The organism is Variovorax pasteuri (genome assembly GCF_051216435.1).
Lineage (GTDB): Bacteria > Pseudomonadota > Gammaproteobacteria > Burkholderiales > Burkholderiaceae_C > Variovorax.
In genome coordinates this window covers 359736-376811 of the sequence record NZ_JBPJZS010000003.1, presented here as the reverse complement: position 1 = coordinate 376811, position 17076 = coordinate 359736, and the positions used below count along the sequence as shown (strand labels likewise).

18 protein-coding genes are annotated in these 17076 nt (G+C 67.4%); 13 read left to right on the top strand and 5 right to left on the bottom strand.

The features are described 5' to 3' along the window. Positions 1-83: 83 nt before the first annotated feature. From ACSFBM_RS15325 to ACSFBM_RS15315, 3 genes are all read left to right on the top strand, one after another. The gene (locus ACSFBM_RS15325) at positions 84-770 is read left to right on the top strand and encodes a 50S ribosomal protein L25/general stress protein Ctc (protein ID WP_435437043.1); all 687 of its coding nucleotides are present in this window, start codon (positions 84-86) and stop codon (positions 768-770) included. Positions 771-883: 113 nt separating this feature from the next. Then, entirely contained in the window at positions 884-1516 is a 633-nt protein-coding gene (gene pth / locus ACSFBM_RS15320; RefSeq protein WP_435447407.1) for an aminoacyl-tRNA hydrolase, read from the top strand. 36 nt (positions 1517-1552) lie between these two features. Further along, positions 1553-2050: a hypothetical protein gene (locus ACSFBM_RS15315; protein WP_435485092.1), complete on the top strand. Its 498-nt coding sequence runs from the start codon at positions 1553-1555 to the stop codon at positions 2048-2050. A gap of 11 nt (positions 2051-2061) precedes the next feature. On the opposite strand, the gene ACSFBM_RS15310 is transcribed toward ACSFBM_RS15315, so the two are convergent. After that, positions 2062-2337, bottom strand: a complete 276-nt coding sequence (locus ACSFBM_RS15310; RefSeq protein WP_435437040.1) for a YfhL family 4Fe-4S dicluster ferredoxin — start codon at positions 2335-2337, stop codon at positions 2062-2064. Between the two features lie 103 nt (positions 2338-2440). Between ACSFBM_RS15310 and ACSFBM_RS15305 the strand changes: the two genes are divergently transcribed. From ACSFBM_RS15305 to ACSFBM_RS15280, 6 genes are all read left to right on the top strand, one after another. Further along, positions 2441-3391 carry an ABC transporter permease gene (locus ACSFBM_RS15305; RefSeq protein ID WP_435485091.1) on the top strand — a complete coding sequence of 317 codons (951 nt, stop codon included), beginning with the start codon at positions 2441-2443 and terminating at the stop codon, positions 3389-3391. Beyond that, positions 3388-4263, top strand: coding sequence for an ABC transporter permease (locus ACSFBM_RS15300; protein WP_435485090.1), 876 nt, complete (start codon positions 3388-3390; stop codon positions 4261-4263). The genes ACSFBM_RS15305 and ACSFBM_RS15300 overlap by 4 nt, the downstream gene beginning before the upstream one ends. Positions 4264-4268: 5 nt before the next feature. Next, positions 4269-5258 carry an ABC transporter ATP-binding protein gene (locus tag ACSFBM_RS15295; RefSeq protein ID WP_435485089.1) on the top strand — a complete coding sequence of 330 codons (990 nt, stop codon included), beginning with the start codon at positions 4269-4271 and terminating at the stop codon, positions 5256-5258. Then, positions 5255-6085 (top strand): ATP-binding cassette domain-containing protein, encoded by an 831-nt coding sequence (locus ACSFBM_RS15290; protein WP_435485088.1) that lies wholly within the window; start codon positions 5255-5257, stop codon positions 6083-6085. Before ACSFBM_RS15295 ends, ACSFBM_RS15290 begins: the two co-directional genes overlap by 4 nt. 120 nt (positions 6086-6205) lie before the next feature. Further along, on the top strand, positions 6206-7699 hold the full coding sequence (locus ACSFBM_RS15285) for an ABC transporter substrate-binding protein (protein ID WP_435485087.1): 1494 nt from the start codon (positions 6206-6208) through the stop codon (positions 7697-7699). A 221-nt stretch (positions 7700-7920) separates the two neighbouring features. Beyond that, a complete protein-coding gene (locus ACSFBM_RS15280; RefSeq protein WP_435485086.1) occupies positions 7921-9408 on the top strand; it encodes an ABC transporter substrate-binding protein in 1488 nt (495 codons plus the stop codon). Positions 9409-9474: 66 nt separating this feature from the next. On the opposite strand, the gene ACSFBM_RS15275 is transcribed toward ACSFBM_RS15280, so the two are convergent. Next, positions 9475-10101 (bottom strand): YitT family protein, encoded by a 627-nt coding sequence (locus ACSFBM_RS15275; RefSeq protein ID WP_435485085.1) that lies wholly within the window; start codon positions 10099-10101, stop codon positions 9475-9477. 52 nt (positions 10102-10153) lie between these two features. Continuing rightward, positions 10154-11014 (bottom strand): LysR family transcriptional regulator, encoded by an 861-nt coding sequence (locus ACSFBM_RS15270; RefSeq protein ID WP_435485084.1) that lies wholly within the window; start codon positions 11012-11014, stop codon positions 10154-10156. Between the two features lie 111 nt (positions 11015-11125). On the opposite strand from ACSFBM_RS15270, the gene ACSFBM_RS15265 reads away from it, so the two are divergent. Both ACSFBM_RS15265 and ACSFBM_RS15260 read left to right on the top strand, forming a co-directional pair. Further along, complete coding sequence (locus ACSFBM_RS15265) at positions 11126-11524, top strand: tautomerase family protein (protein ID WP_435485083.1); 399 nt, start codon at positions 11126-11128, stop codon at positions 11522-11524. A 65-nt stretch (positions 11525-11589) separates the two neighbouring features. After that, positions 11590-12948 carry a tetratricopeptide repeat protein gene (locus ACSFBM_RS15260; RefSeq protein ID WP_435485082.1) on the top strand — a complete coding sequence of 453 codons (1359 nt, stop codon included), beginning with the start codon at positions 11590-11592 and terminating at the stop codon, positions 12946-12948. Between the two features lie 16 nt (positions 12949-12964). Here ACSFBM_RS15260 and ACSFBM_RS15255 read toward each other — a convergent pair whose 3' ends face one another. Together ACSFBM_RS15255 and ACSFBM_RS15250 are read right to left on the bottom strand one after the other, a co-directional pair. After that, the gene (locus ACSFBM_RS15255; RefSeq protein ID WP_435485081.1) at positions 12965-13660 is read right to left on the bottom strand and encodes a histidine phosphatase family protein; all 696 of its coding nucleotides are present in this window, start codon (positions 13658-13660) and stop codon (positions 12965-12967) included. Positions 13661-13691: 31 nt separating this feature from the next. Further along, complete coding sequence (locus ACSFBM_RS15250; RefSeq protein ID WP_435485080.1) at positions 13692-14333, bottom strand: Yip1 family protein; 642 nt, start codon at positions 14331-14333, stop codon at positions 13692-13694. Positions 14334-14469: 136 nt separating this feature from the next. On the opposite strand from ACSFBM_RS15250, the gene ACSFBM_RS15245 reads away from it, so the two are divergent. Together ACSFBM_RS15245 and ACSFBM_RS15240 are read left to right on the top strand one after the other, a co-directional pair. Further along, positions 14470-15180 (top strand): alpha/beta fold hydrolase, encoded by a 711-nt coding sequence (locus ACSFBM_RS15245; RefSeq protein ID WP_435485079.1) that lies wholly within the window; start codon positions 14470-14472, stop codon positions 15178-15180. 205 nt (positions 15181-15385) lie between these two features. Beyond that, a complete protein-coding gene (locus tag ACSFBM_RS15240) occupies positions 15386-17074 on the top strand; it encodes a methyl-accepting chemotaxis protein (RefSeq protein WP_435485078.1) in 1689 nt (562 codons plus the stop codon). Positions 17075-17076: the final 2 nt, after the last annotated feature.

The following is a 17076-nucleotide window of genomic DNA, read 5'->3' as shown; positions in this document are numbered from 1 at the left end:
GCGGGCGCCGCCGCATTTGCGGACGGATGCCCTTGTTGAACCGGAGTCGCACTGGTCGCGGTGGACTCCTACAGGAGCTAACTATGAAATTCGTCGCTTTTGAGCGCGCCAAGCAGGGCACGGGTGCGAGCCGCCGTCTCCGCACATCGGGCAAGACCCCCGGCATCGTCTACGGTGGCGACACCGAGCCGCAACTGATCGAAATCGATCACAACGCGCTGTGGCACGCCCTGAAGAAGGAAGCCTTCCATGCGACCGTGCTGGAAATGGAAATGGGCGGCAACGTCAGCAAGGTTCTGCTGCGCGACGTGCAATACCACCCGTTCCGCCAGCTGGTGCAACACATCGACTTCCAACGCGTCGATGCCAAGACCCGCATGACCCTGAAGGTGCCCCTGCACTTCAAGGGTGAGGAAGAGTCCGATGCCGTCAAGCTCGAGCACAACCTGGTCAACCACGTCACGACCGAACTGGAAGTGAACTGCCTGCCGTCCGAACTGCCTGAGTTCATCGAAGTCGACCTGTCGGGTCTGAAGAAGAACGGCACCGTCACGCTGAAGGACATCAAGCTGCCCCGCGGCGTGAAGTGGGTCAGCCACGGCAAGGTCAACCCGGTGCTGGCTTCGGCTGTGGCGCCTGCCGCTGAAGAAGTCGATGCTCCCGTCGAAGGCGCCGTGGCTGCAGACGCAGCTCCCGCACCGGCCGGCAAGGGCGGCAAGGCTGCTCCGGCTGCCAAGACCCCCGCGGCCAAGACGCCTGCCAAGAAGTAATTCACTTCCAGCCGTCCGCTGCATCAGAAGGCCCGCCTCGTGCGGGCCTTTTTGTTTTCTGCCCGCACCGCGCGGGCCTTTTCGCTTTTCTGCGGACGGGATAATCCACGACCATGATCAAGCTGTTCGTCGGCCTCGGAAACCCGGGCCCTGAGTACGAAGCCACGCGCCACAACGCGGGCTTCTGGTGGATCGACGCCCTCGCGCGCGACTGGAAACTCAACCTCGTGCCCGAGCGCAGCTACCACGGCTTCGCCGCGCGCACCACCATCGCAGGCCAGAGCATCTGGCTGCTGGAGCCCCAGACCTTCATGAACCTGTCGGGCAAGTCGGTCGGCGCCCTGGCGCGCTTCTTCAAGATCGCGCCCGAGGAAATCCTTGTGGTGCACGACGAGCTCGACGTGGTCCCGGGCCAGGCCAAGCTGAAGTTCGGCGGAAGCCATGCCGGCCACAACGGCCTGCGCGACATCCACGCGCAGCTCGGCACCGGCGACTACTGGCGGCTGCGCCTGGGCATCGGACACCCAGGCGTGAAGTCGGAGGTCGTCAACTGGGTGCTGAAGAAGCCGCTCAAGGAACAACGCGAAGCGATCGAGGACGCCATCGTCCGCACCCTGCACGCGGTTCCCGCGCTGGTGGCAGGCGAGATGGAGAAGGCGACCTTGCTCATTCACACGAGCAAACCGCCCCGGCCCAAACCGCCGCGGCGGGAGCCCGGCGACGGGGGCACGCCTGCCGCCACCTAGCCGGCCACCGGAGTGCAGGGAGGGAGAGAAATAAAAATGAGCCAGAAGAGAAAAAGAAGAACGACAGGGCGGCATGCAGTAGTCGCTCTGTTTCTGATAGCAGCATGCGCAGGATCCACGGGCGTAAATGCCCAGGATGCCGCGCAAACCTGGCGATGCGGCAACACCTATTCCGACCGCCCCTGCGAAGGCGGCAGGCAGGTCAAGGTGGAAGACCCTCGCAGCGACCAGGACCGCCGGGCGGCCGACGCCGGCGCACGCAATGCACAGATCCAGGCCGACCACCTGGAGCGCACCCGGCTGTCGCAGGAAAAGGCGGCCCATGACCGCGACCAGCGGGCCGCTCGTGAAGCAAGAAGCGCGTCCATGGCAGAAAGACGGCTCGCCATGTCCGAGCAAAGGGAGCGGGACCGTGCCCGCAAGGCGCTCAGCGAGCCGAACAAGTCAAGCATGAGTTTCAAGGGACCGCCTGGCGAGAAGCAGGCCGGCGACGCCCCGAAGAAAAAGAAGCAGAAGCGCAAGTCCGCCGATTGAACGAACGCGGGCTAGACGCCGGCCGAAGCCGCCGTCACCTTGATCGCCGTGAGGCGCTGGTACTTCTGCATCAGCGTCTCGCGGCTTTCCACATGCTCGGGGTTCAGGGGAATGCAGGCCACCGGGCAGATCTGCACACACTGCGGCTCATCGAAGTGGCCGACGCATTCGGTGCACTTGTGCGGGTCGATTTCGTAGAACGCCTCGCCCATGTAGATCGCGTCATTCGGGCACTCGGGCTCGCAGACATCGCAGTTGATGCATTCGTCGGTGATCATGAGGGCCATCCCCCGATTATCGGCGCGTCGATGCCGGCAATTGACGGTGAATGACAAAGGCCACATTCACGGCACATTTGTTGCAGGAGTCAGTTATGCTGCGCCCCGCCCCATGAGTCTGTTTTTAATAAAGCGCCTTGCCACGCTGATCGGCACCTTGATCGGCGCCTCGGTCATCGTTTTCCTCGTCCTCGAGATCCTGCCCGGCAACGCCGCGCAGATGCTCATGGGCCCCGATGCCTCGCCAGAGGCCGTGGCGGCCCTGGCCACCAAGCTCGGCCTCGACCTGCCCGCGTGGACGCGCTACTGGCACTGGATCGCCGGCCTGCTCACCGGCAACCTCGGCGACAGCTATGCCTACAGCTCGCCCGTGCTCGACCTCATCCTCGAACGCCTGGCGCTCACCGTGCCGCTCGCCATGATGGCGATGGTGCTCACGGTCGTGATCGCGCTGCTGGTCGGTGTGACCGCCGCCGCGCGCCACAACAAGCTGGGCGACGTCGGCCTCATGGGCATGGCCCAGGTTGGCATCGCCATTCCCAATTTCTGGTTCGCGATTCTTCTGATCCTCGTGTTCTCGGTGCAGCTGCAGTGGTTCTCCGCCGGTGGCTTCGAGGGCTGGGGCGAAGGCTTCTTCGCGGGCATCAAGTCGTTGTTGCTGCCTGCCCTGTCGCTGGCCGTGGTGCAGGCCGCGATCCTTGCGCGCATCACGCGCTCGGCGGTGCTCGAAGTGATGCGCGAAGACTTCGTGCGCACCGCGCGTGCCAAGGGCGTGTCGCAGCGCATGGTGCTGTGGACCCATGTGCTGCGCAACGCGATGATCCCGGTCATCACCGTCATGGGCATGCAGTTCTCCGAGCTGCTGGCCGGCACCATCGTGGTGGAGAACGTGTTCTACCTGCCGGGCCTGGGCCGGCTGATCTTCCAGGCCATCAGCAACCGCGACCTGATCGTGGTGCGCAACTGCGTGATGCTGCTCGCGGCCATGGTGGTCATCGTGAATTTCGTGGTCGACGTGCTGTACGCCGTGATCGACCCGCGTATCAAGGCCAGCGACATATGAGCACCGTGACAGTCCCGAGCGCCGCCGCGCTCAAGGTGCCGGGCTTCTGGCGCCGTGCGCTGCAGCATCGCAGCTTCGTGCTGGGCGGCGTGCTGACCCTGCTTTTGCTGCTCGCCGCCGGCGTCTCGCTGGTGTGGACGCCCTGGTCGCCCTACGACATGGACATGGCCAACAAGCTGAAGCCGCCATCGGGCTCGCACTGGCTGGGCACCGACACCTACGGGCGCGACGTGGGGTCGCTGCTGCTGGTGGGCGCGCGCGCGTCCATCCTCGTGGGCGTGATCGCGGTCGGCATCGGCCTCGTGGTCGGCACGGCGCTGGGTCTGCTCGCCGCCGCCAGGCGCGGCTGGGTCGAGGAAGCCATCATGCGGCTCACCGACTTCACGCTCGCCTTCCCCGCGATCCTCTCGGCCATCATGATGACGGCCGTGTTCGGCGCGGGCATCGTCAACGCGATCATCGCGATCGGCATCTACAACATTCCCACCTTCGCGCGCATCACGCGCGCATCGGCCAACGCCATCTGGTCGCGCGAGTACGTGGCTGCGGCGCGCGCCTGCGGCAAGGGGCCGTTCGCCATCACCATGCAGCACGTGCTGCCGAACATCTCGGCCGTGCTGATCGTGCAGATCACCATCCGCTTCGCCATCGCCATCCTCGCGGAGGCCGCGCTCTCCTACCTGGGCCTGGGCACGCAGCCGCCGCAGCCTTCGTGGGGCCGCATGCTCAGCGAGGCGCAGACCATGATGTTCCAGTCGCCCCTGCTCGCGGTGTTCCCGGGCCTGGCCATCGCCTTTGCCGTGCTGGGCCTGAACCTGCTGGGCGACGGCCTGCGCGACCTGCTCGACCCACGACTGGCACGGGCGAGGTAAGCAAGATGCCACTGCTTCAAGTCAAGGACCTGCACATCGAGCTGCAGACGCAGCGCGGCCCCGCCGAGGCCGTGCGCGGCGTCGACTTCACGCTGGAGCGCGGCGAAACGCTGGGCATCGTCGGCGAGTCGGGTTGCGGCAAGTCGATCACCGTGATGTCGCTCATGGGCCTGCTGCCCTCGACCGCCAAGGTCACGGGCAGCATCCGGTTCGACGACACCGAACTGGTCGGACGTGACGAAAAAGCCATGTGCCAGATCCGCGGCAACCGCATCGGCATGATCTTCCAGGAGCCGATGACGGCGCTGAACCCCGTGCACACCATCGCCCGCCAGGTGGGTGAGCCGTTGCGGCTGCATCGCGGCCTCTCGAAGGCCGACACACGCAAGGAAGTGCTCGCACTGCTCGAACGCGTCGGCATTCCCGATGCGGCTTCGCGCCTCGATGCCTATCCGCACCAGTTCTCCGGCGGCCAGCGACAGCGCATCGGCATCGCGATGGCGCTCGCCTGCGGTCCAGACCTGCTGATTGCCGACGAACCCACCACTGCGCTCGACGTCACCATCCAGAAGCAGATCCTCGAGCTCATTCAAAGCCTCGTGGCCGAACGTGGCATGGCGCTGATTTTGATTTCGCACGACCTCGGCGTGATCGCGCAGACGGTCTCGAAGATGCTCGTGATGTACGGCGGCAGCGTGGTCGAGAGCGGCCCGACCGAGGCCGTGTTCGCGCGCCGCGCGCACCCCTACACCCAAGGCCTGTTCGCCGCGCGCCCTGCCATCGGCGCGCCGCGCGGCCTGCGCCTGGCCACGATCAAGGGCAGCGTGCCCGAGCTGGTCGACCTGCCGCCGGGCTGCCCGTTCGCGGGCCGCTGCAGCTACACCGTCGACGCCTGCCAGGCCACCCGGCCGCCGGCGACGATGCTGCCGAACGACCATGCGGTGCGCTGCATCCGGCTCGAAGAGATCGCCGTGCAAGGAGCGATCGCACCATGAGCGCAACCGCCCCCACTTCACCGCTGCTGCGGGTCACCGACCTCGTGCGCCACTACGCGCTGCCGCGCGAAAAGCTCTTCGGCCCGCCGCCCACCGTGAAGGCGCTCAACGGCGTGAGCTTCCAGGTCGAGGCCGGCCGCAGCGTGGGCATCGTCGGCGAATCGGGCTCGGGCAAGTCGACCATCGCGCGCCTCGTGATGGCGCTCGACACGCCCACCTCGGGCTCCGTCTCGCTCGAAGGCCGCGACCTGCACACGCTGTCGAAGAGCGAGCTGCGCACCGCGCGCCGCGACTTCCAGATGGTGTTCCAGGACCCCTACGGCTCGCTCGACCCGCGACAGACCGTGGCGCGCATCGTCGCCGAGCCGCTCGAGGCACTGGCCGAAACCAGCCGCGCCGAGCAGCGCGAACGCGCCTCCGAAGCACTGGCCGCCGTCGGCCTGCGCACCACCGACATGGACAAGTACCCGCACGAGTTCTCGGGCGGGCAGCGACAGCGCATCGCCATCGCGCGCGCGCTCATCACGCGGCCGAAGCTCATCGTGGCCGACGAGCCCGTGAGCGCGCTCGACGTGTCGGTGCAGGCCCAGGTGCTCAACCTGATGCAGGACCTGCAGCAGCAGTTCGGCATCAGCTACCTGCTCATCAGCCACGACCTTGCGGTGGTCAACCACCTGTGCGACGACGTGTGCGTGGTGTGGAAGGGCAAGATCGTCGAGCAGGGCCCGCCCGCCGAGCTGTTCCACCATGCGCAGCACGAATACACGCGCACGCTGCTCGACGCCGTGCCGCGCACGCCCACCGGCGGCACGCTGCTGGCCGGCTGACACCGAAGCCTCTCCTTCGTCTGCCGCCGTCCTTAGGATGAGTGGGTCATAAGCATCTGGTTGCGCGCGCACCCCGGTCTCGAGGATGATGCTTGCCCCTTGTTCGGAGGACTTCGCTTCATGCTCAAAAGACGCACCCTGCTCGCCACCGGCGCCGCAGCCCTCGCACCGCTCGCCCTGCCGACACCTGCCTTCGCGCAGCGGAAGAAAGATGCGCTGGTGATCGGCCTCACGCTGGAGCCGACGGGCCTGGACCCCACGGCCAAGGCCGGCGCCGAGATCGCAGAGGTGGTGCTCTACACCGTCTTCGAGACGCTCACCAAGATCAACTCCGACGGCAGCGTCACGCCGCTGCTGGCCGAGAGCTGGGACATCTCGCCCGACCTGAAGACCTACACCTTCAAGCTCAAGCACGGCGTGAAGTTCCAGAACGGCGAGCCCTTCAACGCGCAGACCGTCAAGTTCTCCTTCGACCGCGCGGCCGCGGCCAACAGCACCAACAAGGACAAGCGCACCTTCACCAACATCGCGACGCAGGTGCTCGACGAGCACACCGTGGTGCTGATCAACAAGGAGATCGAGCCCGACCTGCTGTTCCTGCTGGGCCAGGCCTCGGCCATTCTGGTGGAGCCCAAGACGGTGGAGACCAACGCCACCAAGCCGGTCGGCACCGGCCCCTACCGGCTCGACAGCTGGTCCAAGGGCTCGGGCATCGTGCTGGCCAAGTGGGAGGGCTTTCGCAACGCGGCGGCGGTGCAGATCCGCAAGGCGAGCTTTCGCTTCATCTCGGAACCCGCCGCGCAGACCACCGCGCTGCTGTCGAACGACGTCGACCTGTTCCCGCACGCCTCGGTGTCGCGCAGCCTGGCGCAGTTCCAGAACGACAAGCGCTTCCAGATCGTGTTCAACGCCTCGCGCGGCAAGACCATCCTGGCCATCAACAACAAGCGCAAGCCGCTGGACGACGTGCGCGTGCGCCGCGCCATTGCCGCGGCCATCGACCGCAAGGCCGTGATCGAAGCGGCCGTGGACGGTCGCGGCATTCCCATCGGCAGCCACTACGTGCCGGGCGCACCGGGCTATGTGGACACCACCGGCATCAACCCCTTCGACGTCGAGAAGGCGAAGAAGCTGCTGGCCGAGGCCGGCGTGAAGACACCGCTCGAACTCGACCTGGTGCTGCCGCCCCCGCCCTATGCGCGCCAGGGCGGCGAGCTGATCGCCGCGCAGCTGGCCAAGATCGGCATCGTCGCGAAGATCCAGAACGTCGAGTGGGCGCAGTGGATCAGCGGCACCTACGGCAACAAGAACTACGACCTCTCGCTGATCCTGCACGTCGAGCCCTTCGACCTGGTGAACTACACCAAGCCCGAGTACTACTGGGGCTACCAGTCGGCCAAGTTCAACGAGCTGTTCGACAAGGCGCGCAACAGCGCGCGCCCCGCCGACCGCCTGCGCTACCTGGCTGACGCGCAGCGGCTGCTGGCCGAGGACTCGGCCAACGTGTTCCTGTTCCAGCCGCAGTTCATCACGGTGGCGTCGCGCAACCTGCGCGGCCTGTGGAAGGACACGCCGATCTTCGTGAACGACATCGCGGCCCTGTCGTGGGCTTGAAGTAAACGCCCACAGAGCCGCGCCCTACGGGAACGTCCCGAGGAAAAACCGCCCCGCGGGCCGCGCGGCGGCATACCCGCTGCGAGAGAATGAACGGCTGTGCACGTGGCATCTTTCGTGCTGCGTGTCATGTCTTTCGCCGCGCCGCGCCTCCCTTCGGGGCACGGCGCGCGCCGAAGCAGTCATTCGACCCTGGCCCCGTTTTTCCGGAGATCACACGTATGTTGAACCGCCGCACCCTCCTTACCACCGCTGGCGCCACCGTTGCGCTGGCCACCCCGCTCGCCGGCATGGCGCAGGGCAGGAAGGACGCCATCGTGATCGGCATGGCGCTCGAACCGCCGGGCCTGGACCCGACCTCGGGCGCCGCCGCCGCCATTGCCGAGGTGGTGCAGTACAACATCCTGGAAACGCTCACCAAGATCAACGCCGACGGCAGCGTCACGCCGCTGCTGGCCGACAGCTGGGAAATCTCGCCCGACCTGAAGACCTACACCTTCAAGCTCAAGCGCGGCGTGAAGTTCCAGAACGGCGAGCCGTTCAACGCCGCCGCCGTCAAGTTCTCGTTCGACCGCGCCGGCGGCGAGAAGAGCACCAACAAGGACAAGCGCACCTTCGCCAACCTGGCCACGCAGGCGGTGGACGACTACACGGTGGTCGTCATCAACAAGGAGATCGACCCCGACCTGCCCTTCGTGCTGGGCCAGGCCACCGCCGTGATCGTCGAGCCCAAGAGCGCGGACACCAACGCCAACAAGCCGGTCGGCACCGGCCCCTACAAGCTGGACGCCTGGGCCAAGGGCTCGTCGCTCACGCTGAGCAAGTGGGAAGGCTTTCGCAGCCCCGCCACCGCGAAGATCAACAAGGTCACCTTCCGCTTCATCTCCGACACGGCCGCGCAGGCCGCCGCGCTGCTGTCGGGCGACGTGGACGTGTTCACGCGCATCGGCACGCGCGTGGTGCCGCAGTTCAAGATGAATCCGCAGTTCCAGGTGATCCTGGCGGGTTCGCGCGCCAAGACCATCCTGGCGATCAACAACAGGAAGAAGCCGCTGGACGACGTGCGCGTGCGCCGCGCCATCCTGGCGGCCATCGACCGCAAGGCCATCATCGAAGGCGCGGCCGACGGCTTCGGCGTGCCCATCGGCAGCCACTACGTGCCGGGCGCGGCGGGCTATGTAGACACCACGGGCATCAACCCCTTCGACATCGAGAAGGCCAAGAAGCTGCTGGCCGAGGCCGGCGTGAAGACGCCGCTCGAACTGAAGATGACCCTGCCGCCGCCGCCGTACGCGCGCCAGGGCGGCGAGGTGATCGTGGCCCAGCTCGCCAAGATCGGCATCGTGGTGAAGGTGCAGAACGTCGAGTGGGCGCAGTGGCTCAGCGGCACCTACGGCAACAAGGACTACGACCTGTCGATCGTGTCGCACGTCGAGCCCTTCGACCTGGGCAACTATGCCAAGTCGGACTACTACTGGGGCTACCAGTCGAAGACTTTCGACACGCTGTTCGACAAGATCAAGAGCACCGCCAACACGGCCGAGCGCAACAAGCTGCTGGGGGACGCGCAGAAGCTGCTGGCGACCGACGCGGCCAACGGCTTCCTGTACCAGCCGCAGTTCCCGACCATCGCGAAGAAGAACGTGAAGGGCCTGTGGAAGGACAACCCGATCTTCGTGAACGACCTCTCGGCCCTGTCCTGGGGTTGAGGCAGCTGCAGGGCGCGGGAGCTTTCCGCGCCCTCGGAACAACGGCGGCGCACAGAGAGCAAAACCTCAGGTGGCCGCGTACCGCCCCGGCTTGTGGTTGATCCACAAGAACAGCCCCATCACCACCGCGGCCACGACCGACCACCCCACCCGCTCCGGTGGAATCACGAACAGTGCGAACAACACCACCGTGCAGTCGATGCCCATCTGCACCTTGCCGGCCGGCCAGCCCCGCTTTTCCTGCAGGTACAGCGTCAACACGGTGGCGCCGCCCAGGCTGGCGCGGTGCCTGGCCAGGAACAGGCAGCCCGTGCCCAGCAGCAGCCCGCCGAGCACCGCCGCAAAGGCCGGGTGCAGGGAATGGATCGACAGATAGCGCGGCGCCCAGTCCGTCATGAACGAGAGCAACGCGATCGCCGAGAAGGTCTTCACCGTGAACGCCCGGCCCATGTGACGCCAGGCGAACCAGTAGAACGGCAGGTTGACCAGGAAGAACAGCTTGCCGAAGCTCACGCCGGTGGCGTAGTGCAACAGGAACGCGATGCCGGCCGTGCCGCCCGTGAGCAGGCCGGCCTGGCCGAACAGCATCATGGCGATGGCGACGAACAGCGTGCCCGAAAAGATCGCCTGCGCGTCGTCGAAACGGGAATGGCGCAGCCAAGCCGGGGGAGAAGTGGGAGGGGGCGCGTCCATGGCACATGGTGACGCAAATCCCGCGCCACCCTGCGCCCCTGTCGGGGCCGGCTCACGCCAGGTGGGTGGCCAGCATCTCCCGGGCCCGGGTCACGAACGGTGTTTCACCCCGTCGACCGGGCATCAGCTCGAAGGCCACGCGCGGTAACGCAGGAAGCCCGTGCGGCGCAGCCAGCCGCGCCACGCCGTCGCTGATGGCCGACTCGTTCAGGCAGGCCACGCCCAGGCCCGCGGCCAGCGCCGACTGCAACCCCGCCACGCCCGACGCCACGTGCGCCAGCGCGTAAGGCACGCGCCGGCGCCGCAGCAACGCCACCGTGAACTGATGCAGCGAACAGGTGTCCGGCAACGCCAGCAGCCGCAGCGGCTCGCCGCGCACGACCCGCATGCCCGCCGCGCCGAGCCACGCCAACGACTCGCGCCGGATCACCGAGGCACGGGGCTGCGCTGCGGAAACCCCGGCGATGTTCATCGCGAGGCCCACGTCGAAATCCCCGCGCGCATAGGCCGCACGCAGTGCGTCGCTCTTCAGGATGCCGACGTTCAGCCGAACCTGCGGATAGCTCTCGCCGAGCCGGCCGAGCAGCCGCGTCAGGTCGCCGGGACGGAAGTAGTCGGTCACGGCAAGCCGCAGCTCGCCCTGCAGCGTCTCGCCGTGCAGGTCGCGAAACGCCTCGTCGCTCATCGCCAGGATGCGCCGGGCGTAGCCCAGCAGCCGCAGCCCCGCCTCGGTGGGTGAAACACCCGCCTTGCTGCGCGTGAGCAACGACTGCCCCGCGCGCGCTTCCAGCTTGCGGATCTGCTCGCTCACCGACGACTGCGACAGGAAGACGCGCGGCGCGGCGGCCGTGAGGCTGCCCGCGTCGACCACCGCCGCGAGCGTGCGCAACTGTTCCAGATCGAAACCCTGCATGAGGCATCCATTCGTTTATCCGATGGGATTGATCATATCTTCCCGCTTTTCCGAATTATGTTCAGTTCCCACAATCACCGCATCGACCATTCATTCACACAGGAGTCCGCCATGCCCCACATCGTCGTCCACCTCTCCGGCCAGCCCGATGCCGCCCTCACCCGCAAGACCGTCGACACGGTCGCCGAACTCACGCAGAGCGTGCTCGGCAAGCAGCTGCCGGTGATCGCCATCACGGTGCAGTACATCGCCGCCGACGCCTGGTTCATCGGCGCCCAGACACTGGCCGCGCTCGGCAAGTCGGCCTTTCACCTGGACATCAGCATCACCGACGAGACCAACACCAAGGCCGAGAAGGCGCGCTACCTGCGCGAGGTGCACGCGGCCATGGCGAAGATCCGGCCCGACCTGCACGAGGTGTCGTACATCCACGTGATCGACGCGCGCGGCGCGGCCTACGGCTACGGGGGAAAGACGCAGGAGTACCGCCACCAGCAGGCCGGCGTGTAGGCAGCGCTTGAACGGGCGCCCGGGGTGGCGTTGAAGCAATGCCGGGGGCATGGCACCATGCCGCCATGCCCTCCGGAAATTCGCTAGCCGCCGACAGCCTCGGCAACCCCCTCACGCTCGACCATCCCGCCAGCCTGCCGCTGGTCGACGACTTCGTCATGGGCTTCATCTCGACCGAGGCGCGCGCGGTCCACCTGATCGCGCTGGCCGAGACCGATGCGAGCCCCATCGTGCAGGCCTATTGCGCCACGCTGCACCTGTTCGCCGAATCGCGCGAGGCCGTTGCCAATGCGCGGCCTTTCCTGGCAAAGGCGCGAGCGGGCGCGCAACGCGCCACGCCGCGCGAGCAGCGCTACATCGCGGCCATCGAGGCCTGGGCCGACGGCGACATCGCCCGCGCCATCGCGCTGCACGCCGAGCAGGCGAACGAGCATCCGCGCGACCTGGTGTCGGTCAAGCTGGGCCAGTACCACTGCTTCAACACCGGCGACTGCCCCGGCATGCTGCGGCTCGCGCTCGCCGTGCTTCCCCATGCGGCCGAGGTGCCCTACGTGCACGGCATGGCGGCCTTCGGCTACGAGCAGTGCCACCTGATGCGCGAGGCCGAGGCCAGCGCGCGCCGCGCCATCGCGCTGTGCCGCAAGGAGCCTTGGGCGCACCATGCGCTGGCGCACGTGATGCTCACCGAGGGCCGGCTCGCCGAAGGGCTGGCGTTCATGCGGGGCGTGAGCGACACGTGGACCGGCCTGAACTCCTTCATGGTCACGCACAACTGGTGGCACGTGGCGCTGTTCCTGATCGACCTGGGCCGCGACGCAGAGGCACTGGCCGTGTACGACGAACACGCCTGGGGCGTGGTGAAGGACTACTCGCAGGACCAGATCGGCGCGGTCTCGCTGCTCGCGCGGCTGGAGCTCGCGGGCATCGACGTGGGCACGCGCTGGGACGACGTGGCGCTCTACCTGCTGCAGCGCCAGGCCGACCATGTGCTGCCCTTCCTCGACCTGCAGTACCTCTACGGCTTGGCGCGCGCGGGCCGGCCCGAGGCCGACGTGCTGTTGCGCAACATAGAGGCCTTCGCACCGCATGCGCCGCCGTCGACCCGCGCCGCATGGCAGCGCGTGTGCGTGCCGGCCGCGCACGGCCTGGTGGCGCATGCGCGCGGCGATCTCGCGGCGGCTGTCGAAGGGCTGGGCGTGGCGCTGCCGCGCATGATCGAGATCGGCGGCAGCCATGCACAGCGCGACCTGTTCGAGCAGGTGTACCTCGACGCGCTGGTGCGCACCGGCACCGAGACTTCGCTGACCGGTGCGCAGGGCATCCTGCAGCAGCAGCTCAACGGCCAGCCGGAGTCGCTGCGGCTGCGCAGGCAGGCGGCCGCGGTCTACGAGAAGCTGGGACTGGGCGCGCTGCTGCGCGACTGAACGCGCCGAACCCGAATCACCCCTTGGTCTTCAGGTGCCGCGTCTGGTCGTAGGTAGGCTGCGGCGGCAGGTCGGCCAGGTGCCGCGTGTCGGCCCAGTCGACGATCTCGATGGCCTCGGGCTTGGCCGGGTCGGCGATGCGGATGCGGTTGAAGCCCGCATTCGGAATGTCGCTGGTGCGCGGCCCGCTCAGGCTCAGGCCGCGGGCGGTGCGCCACACCATGTCGAGCACGCCGCCGTGCGTGACCACGATCAGGCGTTGGCCCCGGTGCGCGGCAGCGACCGTGCCCAGCGCCGCGATGATGCGCGTGTGGAACTCGCGCGCCGTCTCGCCTTCGGGCATGGCGTGGTCTTCGCGGAACTCCAGCCACTCTTCCCAGGCGCGCGGGTGCAGGCTCTGGATCTCGTCGGAGCGCATGCCCTCGACCACGCCGAAGAACTGCTCGCGCAACCCCGCCGAAGTGACCACCGGCAGCGACAGCTGCTGCGCGGCGGGCGCGGCCGTTTGCTGCGCGCGCATGAGGTCGCTGCTGACAATGTGCTGCACGGTCTCGCCGGCCAGCCGCAGGCCGAGGCGGCGGGCCTGCTCATGGCCGATGTCGTTGAGCGGAACATCGGCATGCCCCTGGAAGCGCAGCTCGCGGTTCCAGGCGGTCTCGCCGTGGCGGATCAGGATCAGGTCGGTGGTTGCGTCGGGTTTGGGCGTTGGCATTGCCGCCCATTTTCCACCGTGCGGGCGGCGCTCAGGTGACCGCGGGCGCCAGCTGTTGCATGGCCACCACCGCATCGACCGCCGGCAGGGCGCCCAGGCGCACCGGCGACGGCGTGAGCAGCGACAGCACCCAGGCGATGACGAAGCCGCCGACGATGGCGCAGACCACCACCACGGCGGTATACGGAATGGCTTTGTCCTGCGGGCACTTCATGAGCACCGGCAGCCCGGTGTAGAGCAGGTACACGCCGTAAAGCGCCGCCAGCGCGCCGATGACCGACAGCGAGGGCAGCAGGCTGAAGATGCCGCCCACGAAGGCCGCAGTGCTGGCATAGGCCGACAGCTTGAGCGCGCCGATCTGGCTCTTCGTACCCTCGAAGGTGGGTGCCATCGCGTCGATGATGAGCGCAAGCACGAACACCATCACCAGCGACATCACGTAGCCCACGACCATGTTCGCCAGCCCCGCGACGATCGGCACGCGAAAGCTCACGCCGAAGGCACCGATGCCGACCAGCGACAGGCCGATGAAGCTCGCCACGGCCGGGATCAGCGCGAGGATCATCACGTAGTTCCTGTAGAGCGAGGCGGCGTCGGCCGGCTCCTCCTCGATGGCCAGCCAGGTGATCTTGGGTCTGAGCAGGATGGACTGCACACGGTCAACCAGGTTCATTGCGGGGTCCTCGACATGAATGACAAAGTATGTCGAAGCGGGCCCGCCGTGGCTGCTGGCCATCGAGCCTATGCCTTGGCCCGCGCATGACCTATGCCGTTACGCTGGTTACCGCATTCGCGCAGAATCCGTCTCCATGCCCAACCTTGTTCTACTGCCCGGTCTTGCCTGCGACGCGCGCATCTGGGAAGCCCAGCTGCCCGCCCTCCCCGCCGCCTTCAACGCCCGCGTGAGCGACGCCCAGCTTCACAACGACAGCATCGAGGGCATGGCTGCGGCCGTGCTGCGCGACAACGACGGCCCGCTGGTGCTTTGCGGTGCCTCGATGGGCGGCATGGTCGCCATGGAGGCGGCCCGCCAGGCGCCCGAACGCATCGCGGGGCTTGCGCTGCTGGGCACCAGCGCGCGGCCCGAAACGCCCGACATGTTCACGCTGCGCGAAGGCGCCATTGCGTACTTCGAGCGCGGCGAGCTGCGCGAGATGATCGAGCCGAACGTCTACTTCGCCTTCCACCCCACGCAGGCGGCCGACCCTGCCATGGTGCAGCGCTACCTGGACATCGTGCTCGGCGCGGGCGCGGAACAGCTCATCCGCCAGAACCGCGCGGTGATGCGCCGGCCCGACGCGCGCCAGCACCTGGATTCGATACGCGCACCGGTGCTGCTGATCTGCGGCAACGAAGACCGCCTGGCGCCGCCCGAGTGCACGCGCGAGATGGCGGCGCTGCTGCCGGCTTCGGAGGTCGTGTGGATCGCCGACTGCGGCCACATGCTGACGATGGAAAAGCCCGAGCAGGTCAACGACGCGCTCAACGCCTGGCTCGCCAGGCAGTTCCCTTCGGCCTGAGCTGCTGCAGGGCCGCGCGCCCCTGACGGCGAAGCGGGCGACGGCAGGCCCCCGCTCCGGTTTCGATGAAAAAGCGGCAAAAACACCCTCATCTTTTTGCTGCTTCCTGCCGATAGAAGTAAGTCGTGCGTCTTACAGGGATAACGCCGAGTGCGTGCCCTGCCAACGCTGGGCACTGCTTTCATCGTCAACTTCATCAACTACCGTGAAAAATCTAAAAATCAGTACCCGCCTGGGTCTGGTGTTCGGGCTGCTGCTGCTTCTGCTGGGGATCATTGCCTTCGTGGGCATCGACCGGCTGCGCTCCCAGGACGCCACCACCACCCGCATCACCTCGAACATTTCGCCCAAGATCGCGGCCGCGCGCGAGATGTCGTATGTGGCGGTCGACGTCGCCCGCCTCACGCGCAACCTGATTCTCCTGAACGACGAGGCGGCGAGGAATGCCAACAAGGCAGCGTTGGACAAGGCAAGGACCGACACCGACGCACAGATGGCGGCGCTGGACAGGCTGGTGGACACCGACCGCGGCCGTGTGCTTCTGGGCGCCATGAAGACCACGCTGGCCGACTACCGGGCCTTCACCAACTCGGTGGCCGAACTGGCCATGGCCAACCGCAAGGAAGACGCCACGAACGAGCTCTTCGGCGCGCGCTACAAAAGCCAGGCGGCCTACCTGGGGGCGCTGCGGGAGATGGTCGACTTCCTGAGCAAGCAGATGGACACAGCTGCGGACAATGCCCACGACGTGGCCGACGCTGCCGTCAGGATCATGCTGGTCGCCGCCGTGCTGGCCGGCCTGCTGGGCGTGGCCTCCGCGTGGCTGATCACACGCTCGATCACGCGGCCGCTCGACCATGCCGTCAATGCCGCCGACCGCGTCGCGCGCGGGGACCTCAGCCAGGCGATCGAGGCGCACTCCACGGACGAGACGGGCCAGATGCTCACTGCCCTGCAGCGCATGCAGGAAAGCCTGGCACGCACCGTGGGCCTGGTGCGCGGCAATGCGGAGGGCGTGTCCACCGCCAGCGCGCAGATCTCCCAGGGCAACGAAGACCTGTCGTCACGCACCGAGGAGCAGGCCAGTTCGCTGGAGCAGACCGCGGCGTCGATGGAAGAGCTGACCTCCACGGTCAAGCAGAACGCCGACAACGCACGCCAGGCCAACCAGCTCGCCGTGTCGGCCTCGGAAGTGGCGGTGAAGGGCGGCGACGTGGTGGGCAAGGTGGTCACGACCATGGCGTCGATCGATGCCTCGTCGCGCAAGATCGTCGAGATCATCGGCGTCATCGACGGCATTGCCTTCCAGACCAACATCCTGGCGCTGAACGCCGCGGTGGAAGCCGCGCGCGCCGGCGAACAAGGCCGCGGCTTCGCGGTGGTGGCCTCGGAAGTGCGCAACCTGGCGCAGCGCTCGGCGGCGGCGGCCAAGGAAATCAAGGACCTCATCGGCGACTCGGTGAGCAAGGTGGACGCGGGCACCACCCTCGTCGGGGAAGCCGGCCGCACGATGGACGACATCGTGGGCAGCGTGAAGCGCGTGACGGACATCATGGGCGAGATCACCGCGGCGAGCCAGGAGCAGACCTCGGGCATCGAGCAGATCAACCAGGCCATCAGCCAGATGGACCAGGTCACGCAGCAGAACGCGGCGCTGGTGGAAGAAGCGAGCGCCGCGGCGGCGTCGCTGCGAGACCAGGCGGGCGGCCTGCTTCAGGCGGTGAGCGTGTTCACGCTGGAAGAAGGCCGGCATGCGGCCGTGGCCGTGGCGCCCGCCTTCGCACCTGCCAGGCCCAAGGCAACGACGACAACGACGCCCGTCCGCCCGCGCGTGCAGGCCAAGGCGCCGGCACCCAAGCTGGCCATGGCGCCAGGTGACTGGGAACAGTTCTGAGA

Bases quoted from the DNA above. Each gene is read 5' to 3' on its own strand.
- ACSFBM_RS15325 (WP_435437043.1), top strand. From the start codon at position 84: ATGAAATTCGTCGCTTTTGAGCGCGCCAAGCAGGGCACGGGTGCGAGC.
- pth (WP_435447407.1), top strand. From the start codon at position 884: ATGATCAAGCTGTTCGTCGGCCTCGGAAACCCGGGCCCTGAGTACGAA.
- ACSFBM_RS15315 (WP_435485092.1), top strand. From the start codon at position 1,553: ATGAGCCAGAAGAGAAAAAGAAGAACGACAGGGCGGCATGCAGTAGTC.
- ACSFBM_RS15310 (WP_435437040.1), bottom strand. From the start codon at position 2,337: ATGGCCCTCATGATCACCGACGAATGCATCAACTGCGATGTCTGCGAG.
- ACSFBM_RS15305 (WP_435485091.1), top strand. From the start codon at position 2,441: ATGAGTCTGTTTTTAATAAAGCGCCTTGCCACGCTGATCGGCACCTTG.
- ACSFBM_RS15300 (WP_435485090.1), top strand. From the start codon at position 3,388: ATGAGCACCGTGACAGTCCCGAGCGCCGCCGCGCTCAAGGTGCCGGGC.
- ACSFBM_RS15295 (WP_435485089.1), top strand. From the start codon at position 4,269: ATGCCACTGCTTCAAGTCAAGGACCTGCACATCGAGCTGCAGACGCAG.
- ACSFBM_RS15290 (WP_435485088.1), top strand. From the start codon at position 5,255: ATGAGCGCAACCGCCCCCACTTCACCGCTGCTGCGGGTCACCGACCTC.
- ACSFBM_RS15285 (WP_435485087.1), top strand. From the start codon at position 6,206: ATGCTCAAAAGACGCACCCTGCTCGCCACCGGCGCCGCAGCCCTCGCA.
- ACSFBM_RS15280 (WP_435485086.1), top strand. From the start codon at position 7,921: ATGTTGAACCGCCGCACCCTCCTTACCACCGCTGGCGCCACCGTTGCG.
- ACSFBM_RS15275 (WP_435485085.1), bottom strand. From the start codon at position 10,101: ATGGACGCGCCCCCTCCCACTTCTCCCCCGGCTTGGCTGCGCCATTCC.
- ACSFBM_RS15270 (WP_435485084.1), bottom strand. From the start codon at position 11,014: ATGCAGGGTTTCGATCTGGAACAGTTGCGCACGCTCGCGGCGGTGGTC.
- ACSFBM_RS15265 (WP_435485083.1), top strand. From the start codon at position 11,126: ATGCCCCACATCGTCGTCCACCTCTCCGGCCAGCCCGATGCCGCCCTC.
- ACSFBM_RS15260 (WP_435485082.1), top strand. From the start codon at position 11,590: ATGCCCTCCGGAAATTCGCTAGCCGCCGACAGCCTCGGCAACCCCCTC.
- ACSFBM_RS15255 (WP_435485081.1), bottom strand. From the start codon at position 13,660: ATGCCAACGCCCAAACCCGACGCAACCACCGACCTGATCCTGATCCGC.
- ACSFBM_RS15250 (WP_435485080.1), bottom strand. From the start codon at position 14,333: ATGAACCTGGTTGACCGTGTGCAGTCCATCCTGCTCAGACCCAAGATC.
- ACSFBM_RS15245 (WP_435485079.1), top strand. From the start codon at position 14,470: ATGCCCAACCTTGTTCTACTGCCCGGTCTTGCCTGCGACGCGCGCATC.